General features: G+C 39.0%; 9 protein-coding genes. 3 read left to right on the forward strand and 6 right to left on the reverse strand.

Annotated features, from left to right (window positions below; genetic code table 11):
• The 3 genes from ACTBZY_RS18820 to ACTBZY_RS18830 all read left to right on the forward strand — a co-directional run.
• Positions 1-539: efflux RND transporter periplasmic adaptor subunit (locus tag ACTBZY_RS18820; protein WP_463047908.1), on the forward strand; the 539-nt coding region annotated here is incomplete at its 5' end.
• 18 nt (positions 540-557) lie between these two features.
• A complete protein-coding gene (locus tag ACTBZY_RS18825) occupies positions 558-3815 on the forward strand; it encodes an efflux RND transporter permease subunit (RefSeq protein ID WP_463047909.1) in 3258 nt (1085 codons plus the stop codon).
• Positions 3808-5235 (forward strand): TolC family protein, encoded by a 1428-nt coding sequence (locus tag ACTBZY_RS18830; protein WP_463047910.1) that lies wholly within the window; start codon positions 3808-3810, stop codon positions 5233-5235. The genes ACTBZY_RS18825 and ACTBZY_RS18830 overlap by 8 nt, the downstream gene beginning before the upstream one ends.
• A 184-nt stretch (positions 5236-5419) precedes the next feature.
• Here ACTBZY_RS18830 and ACTBZY_RS18835 read toward each other — a convergent pair whose 3' ends face one another.
• The 6 genes from ACTBZY_RS18835 to bla all read right to left on the reverse strand — a co-directional run bounded on the left by ACTBZY_RS18835 (position 5420) and on the right by bla (position 12177).
• Entirely contained in the window at positions 5420-6757 is a 1338-nt protein-coding gene (locus ACTBZY_RS18835; RefSeq protein ID WP_463047911.1) for a Gfo/Idh/MocA family protein, read from the reverse strand.
• A gap of 60 nt (positions 6758-6817) precedes the next feature.
• Positions 6818-8215, reverse strand: coding sequence for a Gfo/Idh/MocA family protein (locus tag ACTBZY_RS18840; RefSeq protein ID WP_463047912.1), 1398 nt, complete (start codon positions 8213-8215; stop codon positions 6818-6820).
• 139 nt (positions 8216-8354) lie between these two features.
• Positions 8355-9494 carry a hypothetical protein gene (locus ACTBZY_RS18845; RefSeq protein WP_463047913.1) on the reverse strand — a complete coding sequence of 380 codons (1140 nt, stop codon included), beginning with the start codon at positions 9492-9494 and terminating at the stop codon, positions 8355-8357.
• Positions 9495-9605: 111 nt separating this feature from the next.
• The gene (locus ACTBZY_RS18850) at positions 9606-10388 is read right to left on the reverse strand and encodes a pseudouridylate synthase (RefSeq protein ID WP_463047914.1); all 783 of its coding nucleotides are present in this window, start codon (positions 10386-10388) and stop codon (positions 9606-9608) included.
• A gap of 39 nt (positions 10389-10427) precedes the next feature.
• Positions 10428-11210, reverse strand: coding sequence for a DUF3050 domain-containing protein (locus tag ACTBZY_RS18855; protein WP_463047915.1), 783 nt, complete (start codon positions 11208-11210; stop codon positions 10428-10430).
• Positions 11211-11403: 193 nt separating this feature from the next.
• A complete protein-coding gene (gene bla / locus ACTBZY_RS18860) occupies positions 11404-12177 on the reverse strand; it encodes a subclass B1 metallo-beta-lactamase (protein WP_463047916.1) in 774 nt (257 codons plus the stop codon).
• Positions 12178-12341 lie beyond the last annotated feature (164 nt).

The raw sequence follows: 12341 nt of genomic DNA on the forward strand, positions 1-12341 counted from the left end.
TGTCTGATAATAGCAAAATGTGGGTCTATTTTAATGTTCCTGAAGCAGAATACCTTGATTATAAGGCTAGTTTGGATAAATCAAGCATGCTAAAAGTGAAATTAATGATGGCTAATAATAAGCCATTTGATTACCCTGGAATAGTAGAAACCATAGAGGCAGACTTTAATAATGAAACTGGAAATATTGCCTTTAGAGCAACTTTCCCAAACCCAAAAGGGCTTTTAAGACATGGTGAAACTGGCAATATACAAGTAAGCAAACCACTTAAAAATACCCTTATCATTCCGCAAAAAGCAACTTTTGAGGTTTTGGATAAAATCTATGTCTATGTCGTTGATAAAGATAGTATTATCCGTTCTAGACAAATTAAAATCGCCGCTGAACTGCCACACTTATTTGCTATTTCTGAAGGTTTGGAGGTAAGCGATAAAATCCTCTTAGAAGGTTTGCGTAAGGTAAAAGAAAACCAAAAAATAGAATTTAAATTCTTAAAACCTGAGGCTGTGATTTCTGATTTAGGTCTGTATGCCGAATAATTAAAATATAGTAGAATTATGTTTAGTAATATCATTCACAGACCTGTATTGGCAATCGTTATTTCGGTTATCATTCTCTTTACAGGCTCGCTAGCAATAAAGCAGTTACCGACATCTCAGTTTCCGGAAATTGCCCCTACCACCGTTAATATATTTATTGCCTACCCAGGTGCAAGTGCAGACATTTTGGTGCAATCCACCTTGATAACACTGGAAAATGCCATTAACGGTACTCAAGATGTGCGTTATATGGCCACAGATGCCACCAGTGCAGGAGAGGCCACGCTTAGGATAGTTTTTGAACCCGGGACAGACCCCAATTTGGCGGTAATTAGGGTAAAAACGAGGGTTGACCAAGTGATGCCTTTACTTCCAGATCTGGTTCAAAGAGAAGGTGTGATCATCACACCCATTCAACCGAGTATGTTGATGTACGTTAACCTTTATAGTACAGACAAAAACCTGGATGAGAAGTTTTTGTACAACTACGCCAACGTAAATATGATCCCTGAAATAAACAGGATTCATGGTGTGGCAAGAACGCAGATTTTGGGTAGTAGACAGTATGCCATGCGTGTTTGGTTAAATCCTGACCGTATGCGTGCTTACAGTATTTCTGCAGAAGAAGTTATGGAAGCTCTGGCCGAGCAAAGTATCATTGGTCGTCCGGGTAGAATTGGGCAAAGTTCTGGTATAGCGGCACAGTCTTTAGAGTATGTTTTAACTTATAAAGGAAGGCTTAATAAACCTGAAGAATACGACAATGTTATTATTAGGGCCAATTCTGAAGGTGAGAGTATAAAACTGAAGGATATAGCCACGGTAGAACTGGGAAGTGAGTTTTTTGATATCTATTCCAATCTAGATGGGCACCCTTCTGCGGCCATTGTACTTAAGCAAAATTTTGGTAGTAATGCTACGGAGGTTATAGCAGATGTGAAGAGTAAACTGGAGGAAATGAAAGAATCATTTCCTCCAGGAGTGGACTATAAAATTAGTTATGATGTTTCTAAGTTCTTAGACGCCTCCATGGAGCAGGTAACACATACGCTGCGTGATGCATTTATCTTAGTGGCCTTGGTGGTATTTATTTTCCTTGGCGACTGGCGTTCTACGTTGATTCCTATCATTGCGGTTCCCGTTTCACTTATAGGAGCATTCTTTGTCATGCAACTGTTTGGTCTCTCCATAAACTTAATAACGCTGTTTGCTTTAGTGCTCGCTATTGGTATTGTGGTAGATGATGCCATTGTGGTGGTGGAGGCCGTCCATGCCAAAATGGAGGAAGAACACCTCTCTCCCTATAATGCTGTTAAGAAAGTAATGGGCGAAATTAGTGGTGCTATTATCGCCATCACTTTGGTCATGGTTTCTGTGTTTTTGCCTATTGCATTTATGTCTGGCCCCGTGGGTACTTTTTACCGTCAATTTTCTATTACCATGGCCAGTGCCATTATTCTTTCTGCGGTGGTGGCTTTAACATTGACACCCGTATTATGTGGCATGATTCTGAAAAATAACCATGGTAAACCAAAGAAAAAGTCCCCAATTGACTGGCTACTAGACAAATTTAATAAAGCTTTTGATAAGCTTACGGGTCGATATGTAAGTTTATTGAGGTTAATAGTTAACAAGCGATTACTAACATTTGTCATTCTTTTAGTCTTTGGTTTTGGGATAGTTTATGTCAATAAAGTTCTTCCTGCTGGTTTTATACCTGGTGAAGATCAAGGTACTATTTATGCCATTATTCAAACCCCTCCAGGTGCTACATTAGAAAGAACCAATAAAGTATCTCAGGAACTTCAAAAAATCTGTGAAGAAATAGAAGGCGTAGAATCGGTGTCTTCTTTGGCAGGTTATGAAATCATGACAGAAGGTAGAGGGTCAAACGCAGGTACATGTTTAATAAACCTTAAAACATGGTCAGAACGAGAGCATACGGTGCATGAGATCATTGAGGAGTTGGAAGAGAAAACAAGGGACTTAGGTGCCGTGGTAGAGTACTTTGAGCCACCAGCTGTTCCAGGTTTTGGTTCTTCTGGAGGTTTCTCCATGCGTTTATTAGATAAAACTAACTCAACGGATTATCAGGAGTTTGATGTGATTAACAAAAACTTCATGACGGAGCTAGAAAAACGCAAAGAGCTTAGTGGCTTGTTTACTTTCTTTGCTGCCAATTATCCTCAATATGAGTTAGAAATAGATAATCAAACGGCTATGCAAAAAGGTGTTTCTATTGGCGATGCCATGGAAAACCTGAATATTTTGATTGGTAGTACTTATGAGCAAGGCTTCATTCGTTTTGGGCGTTTCTTCAAAGTTTATGTGCAGTCTTCTCCAGAATTTAGAAGACTTCCGTCCGATATCCTTAATCTTTTTGTGAAGAACGATCACGGTGAAATGGTGCCCTATTCTTCTTTTATGAAAATAGTGAAGAAGCAGGGACCAAACGAGATTACGAGGTATAACATGTACAACTCGGCTTCTATTCAAGGGCAGCCTTCAAAAGGATATACGACGGGAGACGCCATAGCGGCCATTAAAACAGTGGCTAAAGAAACACTTCCTAAAGGTTATGATATAGCATGGGAAGGACTTTCTTATGACGAGTCTAACCGTGGGAATGAGTCTATTTATGTATTCTTGGTGGTGTTGATTTTTGTTTACCTAGTGCTAGCCGCTCAATATGAGAGTTTCCTTTTGCCTTTGGCAGTAATATTCTCACTTCCTGTAGGGATATTCGGTTCATTCCTTCTTTTAAAAGCAATGGGTCTTGCCAATGACGTTTACGCTCAGGTTGGACTTATAATGTTGGTGGGTCTTTTAGGGAAAAATGCCGTGTTGATAGTGGAGTTTGCCGTTCAAAAAAGGCAGCAAGGTATGACCGTTTTTGAGGCGGCCATTGAAGGAGCTAAAGTGCGATTTAGGCCTATTTTAATGACTTCTTTTGCCTTTGTTGCCGGTTTAATTCCGTTGGTTATGGCTCATGGAGCAGGAGCCATTGGAAATAAAACCATTGGTGGCTCAGCCATGGGTGGAATGCTTTTCGGGACACTTATTGGGGTTATCATTATTCCAGGCCTGTATTACATTTTTGGCACGATGGCGGATGGTAAACAACTGATTAAAAATGAAGAAAATGAGTCGTTGTCTGGGAAGTTTGTGAGGTCTTTGGAAGAGGAAAGCAAAATTTTAAACAACATCCGTAAGGCCAATGCGAAACTTAAAAAACTTTTAGGTTTAACAAATATAAAAGATGACACAAATGAGTAAAAAGTTAATATATATAGGTTTAACGAGCTTATCTCTGGCATTTACAGCTTGTAAAACCCCACTTTTGGTGGAGAAGAATGTCAATAAATCAATACCTGCGAGTTTTAACGACTCGCAGGATACTGCAAACTCTGGGAAGCTTAAATGGCAGGAATACTTTCAAGATCCTTATCTAACGTCTCTCATAGATACTGCCCTAAGTAATAATCAGGAACTGAACATCATTTTACAGGAGATACAAATCTCACAGAATGAAGTAATGGCCAGAAAAGGGGAGTATATGCCCTTTGTGGATATTAGGGGTGGAGCAGGTTTTGATAAAGTAGGAAGATATACCAGCAAAGGTTCTAGTGAGGCTACCACTGATATAAAACCAGGAAGAGAAACGCCAGACCCCTTACCAGATTTTGGTGTTGGTGCTTATGCCTCTTGGGAAGTAGATATTTGGCACAAACTTAGGAATGCCAAAAAGGCGGCTCTTACGCGTTATTTGGCTAGTGTGGAAGGCAAAAATTTCATGGTGACTAACCTGATAGCTGAAATAGCAAACTCTTATTACGAATTACTGGCCTTAGATAATGAACTAGAAATAGTAAGACAGAATATTGAGATACAGAGTAATGCCCTGAAAATAGTAAGGATGCAGAAAGAAGCTACCCGTGTTACAGAGTTGGCGGTACGTAAGTTTGAAGCGGAAGTTTTTAGTACCAGAAGCCTTCAGTTCAATATTTTGCAGGAAATAGTAGAAGCCGAGAATAGAATCAACTTTTTGGTAGGTAGATATCCCCGGCATATAGACAGGAATTCTAATGGTTTTAACGATTTAAACACGGATGGAGTTCATGCAGGGATACCATCTGAATTGCTACAAAATCGTCCTGATATAAAGCAAGCTGAGCTTCAATTGGCAGCCGCTAAATTGGATATACAAGTGGCTAAAGCCAATTTCTATCCTTCGTTAAGCATTTCGGCAAACTTAGGTTTACAAGCTTTTAATCCGCTTTACTTAGCCAAAATACCTCAGTCTTTAATGACTTCTTTAATAGGGGATATGGTTGGTCCGCTGGTCAATAAAAATGCGATTAAAGCGACCTATTATAATGCAAATGCCTCTCAAATTCAGGCTATTTATAATTATGAAAGAACACTACTCAAATCTTACATTGAAGTAGCGAATAAGCTTTCAAAAATTGATAACCTGAAAAAGAGCTACGATTTGAAAGCATTAGAAGTGGAGGCACTTACGCAGTCTATAGATATTTCAAACCGACTTTTTAGGTCAGCGAGAGCAGATTATATGGAAGTTTTATTGACTCAAAGAGATGCCTTAGAATCCAAGTTTGAGTTGGTAGAAACCAAGAAACAACAAATGAATGCTTTTGTTGGTATTTATCAAGCATTAGGTGGGGGTTGGGAGTGATAAAATTCCCACAAACTCGAGTTATGTTTCTCTAATAATTAATTCGAGTTAATGATTTCTTACAGTTAATTAGTTTAGTTTAGAGCACAGCCGCCTTAGTCTTTGACTTTGGGGGCTGTTTTGGTAAAAGAAAAAGAGGCTACCTATGCAGGCAGCCTCTTTTGGAATACGCATTAAAAAAGACTTAAAACTTTCTATAAGGAGCATCTAAAAATGCATTGGCCGCCTCTTCTTTAAATTTGGCAGTTTCACTGTCCCAATGTAAAGTTTGATTTGGGAATCTTCCTGCAATCACACCTAAAAGAATAGTTTCTGTCAACCTTGAGGCATAAGAGAATGGTGCTGAGCACTTATCTTTACCTAAACAGGCATCCACAAACTGGTGGTAATGTCTTTTACCTTCCACATCATAATCTCTGAAAACATCGCCAATAGCTCCTTTAGCTTTGAGCTCTGAAAGATCTAGTTCTTCATATTTACCATTAACAATTAGTCTTGGTAATTGCATAAAATGCGGCAATAATAATCTGCCTTTTTCGCCAATGAACATGGCACCTTGGTCTGGTAAATCTTCGCCGTTAGGTAAAGCAAGATCGGGGTGGCTTAGTGGAGCATTTACACCGTCATACCATACCCATTTAAGAGATTCGGCGGTGTATGGCGTTCCAGGGAACTCATAAGTCACTTTGTTTTCTTCTGGGAAACCAAAACCTGTAGGCTGGCGGCAATCGTTTATGATGGTTCTTGGTACATCTAATGCCAATGCGTTATACGGCGTGTCAAAAATATGAACACCCATATCCCCTAAAGTACCACAGCCATAATCCATAATTTTACGCCAGTTGCCTGGGTGATATTCACCTTCTTTGTAAGGTCTTTCTGGAGAGGTTCCTAACCAAAGGTTCCAATCTAAATTTGCTGGAATAGGATCGCTTCCCATAGGTGCTGGGCCATCATTTCCCCAGTTTTTAGGAGACCATGCTCTTACGGTAGAAACCTTACCTATAATACCCGACTGAATAAGAAGTGTTGCTAATTTATAATCATAAAAAGAGTGTACCTGAATACCCATTTGAGTAATCAGTTTCTTTTTAGCCGCCAGTTTGCTCATGGCTCTCGCTTCAGATACATGGTGGGTAAGCGGCTTTTGACAATAAATCTGCTTGCCCATTTCCATCGCCATCATAGAGGCGGGAGCGTGGCTATGGTCTGGTGTTGAAACTACTACGGCGTCTATCTCCTTGCCCATTTCTTTCAATAAATCTCTATAGTCTTTGTAAATTTTAGCATTGGGGTAAGTACTTTTTACCATATCCAAAGCTTTAGTATCTACATCACATAAAGCAACCACTTCCACAGAAGGGTGAGAAGCTATGGCTTCTAAATCTGCACGGCCCATGCCTCCTAAGCCAATATGGGCTGTTCTTAAAGTCTTCTTTTTGTCCATTGCCCAAATGGCAGATGGCATAACGGTAAGTGACGCCAAAGCAGCGGCACTCTTAAGAAATTCTCTTTTTTTCATTTATTCTGGTTAATAATTGGTCAATAGAATGGTTTAAATGTTTGTTTCATAAATAGGATATTAACTAATGATAGCCAATGGGCTCGTGTTTTTCCAGTTTCCTCTTGTGAAGTCGGGAAAGTTTTGAGGTGCTCCACCACTAGCCACTGAGCGTTCGCTTAGTGGAGATACAGCACTCCAAAGGCAGCCTTCATACATATTTTGGTCTAGTGGAAGGCCGTTTTGGAGACATTCTACAATTCGGTACATCATCATGCCGTCCATGCCACCATGCCCACTATCTTTCGTTTTTTGATTTAGTCTTTTATACAAAGGATGGTCGTACTTGTCATAAAGGAGTTGTAGTTTTTTACCTTCAATCCATTCGTGGTGACTTTCTGTAGCTCCCGGAAAACCACCTTCTAAAGCCACACGCGTAGGGAAACCTGCCAGCGTGCCTGAGGTACCTTGCACCAAATTTAATCTAGAATATGGCCTTGGGCTTGTTTCGTCCCATTGAACCATAACCGTTCGGCCTAGATTGGTTTTAATGATGGAGGTATTTAAATCACCTCCTTTATAATCTAGTTTATTCCATTTGTGGTTTGTGCCATAATTTTTCTCAGCGTATAGCTTTCTACCTAAAGATGGGGTTGAGAAAGAGACCAAGCTTTTGAAGTTGTCATCTTTTCTACCCAAATTCATATATTGAGCTACAGGTCCCAGTCCATGGGTAGGGTAGAGGTTGCCATTTCTGTTGGCATAGTGAGCTGTACGCCAAGAACCCGTACCACGTTCTTCTTCTTTCATTTGGAACCTTAATTCATGAATATATGCGGCTTCCGCGTGCAGTAATTCACCTATAACACCCTGGCGACACATGTTTAAAAACATGAGTTCGTCACGGTCATAGTTGACGTTTTCCATCATCATGCAGTGCTTTTGGGTCGCTTCAGAGGTATCTACTATTTCCCACATTTCTTCCAATGTGAGAGCGATAGGTACTTCCACAAAAGCGTGAGCTCCCTGTTTCATGGCTTCAATGGCCATAGGAGCATGATTACTCCAATTGGTGGCAATGAAAACGACATCAGGTTTTATCTCTTGGAGCATGACCTTCCATTTATCTTCTGCTCCAAAGTAAGTTTTTACATTCTTATGTCTTTGACCTTTACCAATTTCTTTGGCTTTGGCCGCCCATTTGGTGGCGTTGTCTTCATATAAATCTGAGATGGCTACCACTTCTGTGCCTTCCATTTCAGCAAAAAACTTCATATGTCCAGGTCCTCTGGAGCCTACACCTATAAATGCGGCTTTTATTTTTGGGAGCTTTGGTGCTGCAAAATCCCCCATGTATTGGGCGGTAGACTTTCTAGCTGTTTGAGCCTCGGCGGCTTGAGCCAAGAGTGAGCCCGCCGTGATAGTAGCTGCGGAAAGTGATGTTTTTCTAAGGAAGTTTCTTCTGTTGATATTCGTCATAGGTTCAATGATTGGGTTGTTGCTTTAACACTCATAATCAAAACCTTGAAAGTAGGTTTCGAAGCTTTGATTAAACATGAGTTATTAAATTTATTTAAAAATAGAATTTATGACTTAGAATGCCTGACTAATTCCATTATTATTTTGAAGAATTAATTAAAGCCCATACCATATCCGAATAGACATCTTGATTGGTTCCAGTAAGTTTTTCTAAGGTTTCGTAGTAATTTGCATTCCCTTTTTGATACGCTCCGCAACGCAGCAATTCCCAAACAGCAGCAAAGCCCTTTTCCTTTTCTAGTTTATCTATAATAAGAGCATTTACCACATAATCAACCATTAAATGCTTGTCTTGGCTTTCCCCAAAATTCTCAGGATTTTCTTTATAATACTTCCAATCAATGTCTTTTTTAGAGGCATATTTAGCCTTAAACTTGTTTAGAATTTCATCCCAAGAATAAGCCCAACTTCCGCCATAAAGATAAGCACAGGCTTCATCCACAGGTCTATTGGTTTTATTCCTATTTATCGCCAAACCGAGCCTGTCATGCCATAAATCATGAGTATCAAAATTTTCGAAATTAGGGTCGCCTATTCCTTGGATTATAATTTGATCATTATCCAGTGAGGCCATAGTAGAGCCGTGTGTGCGTCCATTATAAGGAGCCATATAATCTATACCAATAAGTTTCAAAAGGTCTATTAGATTTTCTGTAAGATAAATGGCCGTATTTTTTTGAAGAAGCTTCAGTTTAGTATCAAATTCCGCTGTTTTATGTACATATGCCAGCGTATTTTCAAAATTGAGATTGGCTTGATAGTAGAAGGTAGTGTTCTCAATTTGTTTAGATTTCCAGTGTAAGGTGTTTCTCTTTAGAGGTGTTGAGAATTTAAAGTGGTCGGCTTCCTGATGGGCTATCAGTTGTAAATTGGCCTTTAAAATAAGTTCCCCATTTTGCACTTGTAAATACGCCATCTGAATAAGATAGGTGCCTTTCTGCTGCTCTATCATATTTAAAAGATAAGGCTGGTAGAGCTTCCCAGCTGTAATGCCTTCCATTTCATCTAAAAGTAGTTGTGTTGATAGTTTTTCACCCTCAAACTGGTAAGGATTGCCTTTGACTCCTTTATGAGCCGCTTCTAGAAAATCGTTTAAAGCGTCTTGAAACACAACTCGTTTCAAACTGTCCAATGGGATTTTGATATTAGGCTGAATGACAAGCTGACCGAAGCCATTATAGAAACAGATGAGCAGTAGAAAGAGTAATTTTGATTTCATGTCTTTAAGTTTTGGTTTGTTAAACCGTAAAAGTGAAGACAGATCCCTATACTTTATGTTAACATTTTTAAAACAAAATGTTATTGATTGTTAACACTTTATGTCGTTTTTTTAGGTTCGCTTGGGTTTCTCGTCTACCAAAATACCTTTTAACATATGCCCTAATATAGGTCGACATTTTTCTTCACAAGCCGGATAAAAAGCACCATGTTTCCAATAGTCGGATTTAGGAGATTTGCCCCACCAAAACTCTGCCATGGCAATGGGCTTCATTTTATGCAGGAAGGCGTATTGAAGTAGTTTTGGCGTAGCACATTCACCTGCACCAGCCGGCGGATTGCAATTGATATTATTCTTAAATATTTCTCGAATATTTTTTTTCTCTCCAAGAGCATTTAGAAAGAAATAGTGGTCAAAAAGCCTATTTTGAAGTGTCTGGGAATACTTTTTTCGAGCATCTTTCAAATCATTGATTTCTTTAGAAGAAGCCGTTTTTTGAAGTTTTTTGATGTTTTCTCCCATTCTGGTGAGCTCCTGCATACCTAAATTCAGGAAACTGCCTTCTATCAAAGCATCATAAACGGGAGGTACAAATTTAGCGTGGTTATTTCCACCGGCTAGTTTACCAGAAAAAGCTGATAAATAACCAATTTCATTTTCTTGTGTTTCAACCACCATCACACCAAACATCTTTCCAATGACTGGTCCATCTATTTCTGGCACTAAGCCGAAATTATGAATCCAATCGGTCTGGTTATTGAGGTGTTCTTGAAGTTTTTTTGCTGCTAAAAGGCAAATGTCATCTACTTTATAATCAAAAGGGTATGTAAACTTATGAGGTAAGTTCGGGATATCTGGAGTGTGCTCAAAAGCCGTAAAAAATGGGTCTTTCAAGGTTTACTATATTTAAATTTGGAGCTATTATTCAAAACTTTACCCCAAGACTAGGCTTTTGATTTCAATTTGCTTCGATATGGCATCCCAAAGTTTCACTCTTTGCTCTAAGGCCTGTTTAGCTATTGTAAAGGTATCCGACCATTTTTCAGAATCTTCTTCACAAAGTACTCTTATCATTTCTAGGGAGAGTGGACCGTGCTCATCACCATCTAGCTCAATATGTCTTTCTAGATAGTAAGTTAGTTTATTATAGTGTTCGTTCTTGGAATCCGCTCCTTTTAAAATCTCCATGAACATATCTGGAATCAGGTCTTCTCTACCAAAAGTAAAGGCTGCAGCCACCAAATGAGGCTGTTCGGTTTCAATAATCCTAAAGGTGAAATTAACAAAGTTAGCCACTTCATCATGTATTTTTAAAGCTCCAAGAGCATCACTGACAGACTCCTTATCTATAATGAGTTCAATAAACCTGTCAATCTCTAATGTACTAGCACCTATTTGGTTCATGGCTTCTAAGTACATTTCAAAATGACTTTTGGCTTCGCCTAATTCATTGATATCACTCTCCTCTCCATGAACTATTTCGTTGATAAATCTGGCCAAAACAGGATCCTTTTTCGGTGTCCAAGGTATTTCTGTAGTCGTGAGTTTTATTTGAAGGGCTTTCAGCAAAGACATGAAATCCCATACCGCAAAAACATGATTTTCCATAAAGACTTTAATGTCTTCTAGGCTTCTTAGGTTTTCATAAAGTTTGTGCGTTCTTAGCTGATGTCTTAGGTCGCTCAGCTCTTTTTCTATTTCTACTATTCTGTTCATTATAAATGTTCTAAAGCTTTTTCATGTTTGTGTTGACAAAGAATAAACGGTTTGCTCATTCATTAGGTTTAAAAAAAATGAAAATCTTCTAAGTTTTGTGCTCTAGATTTTAATAAGTTGAAGTTACCTTCTTAATTACCAATATCTTGTTAAGACATGCCTGATTTTTTCGTTTTGAAATAGAAATATAAGATTATTGAAAAAGCTCTATGGTGTAATCGAACAGTTCAGTACCGCCTGGCTTACCATGGCCCGGGATTACGATTTTAGCATTCCGGTGTTTTGCTTTTAGTTTGGTCACTGTTTCTGGCCATGCAGCAATATTTGCGTCTCCTAGATAGCCCTTTTTAGCTCCTACTTCCTTAATCAGACAGCCACCAAAAATGACATTGTCTAGTGGGAAAGAGGCTATCACATTATCTCTGGTGTGGCCTTCACCATAGTATTCTGCAAAAACATTTTCTCCGCCTACTTTGAGTTTAAGGATGTCATCAAATCCATGAATGGGCACTAAGAAAGTGGTGCCAATGTGGGCAATGGTGTTATAAGAAGCGTAGGTAGGGACTTTGGCTGCCTGAAACTGAGTTATTCCTCCAATACAGTCGTCGTGAAAATGGGTGGCTACCATTCCCCTAATTTTTGTCTTTAAGCTATCGGAAAGAAAAGCTATTAGTTCCTCTGAGCTACTGCTATCAGAAGGGGTGTCAAAAACCATGCTTTCTCCATCATTTATGACAAACATGCCATTGCAGGCCACTCGCCCAAAATCGTCGGTATTTAGAAACGAAATATGCTGATAAGTATGTTCTGATAGACGTTTTACAATTAAATCTTCGCTTTGGTAGGCTATAGAATCTATAGCCACCTTGGTAGGTGTTTGTTCAGCAGTTTCGTTTGAAGACTGGCAGCCTATTAAAAAGGCCGAAAATAGGAATATACTGAGGAGTGCTGTTCTTAAACTTATCATGGTTAAATTGGAATCTTTTGAGCTTACAAGAAAGGCTTAAGGTAGCAAAATGCCTTCAGCTTAAAAAGGGCAGAGCTAAAATGAGTAAAATCTTAAAATTTAATACTGGGATTTTTATATACATGAAGAACATTCCTTATGGAAGTCAATCTCATTTAGGAGCA

This window comes from Arcticibacterium sp. (assembly GCF_055134445.1).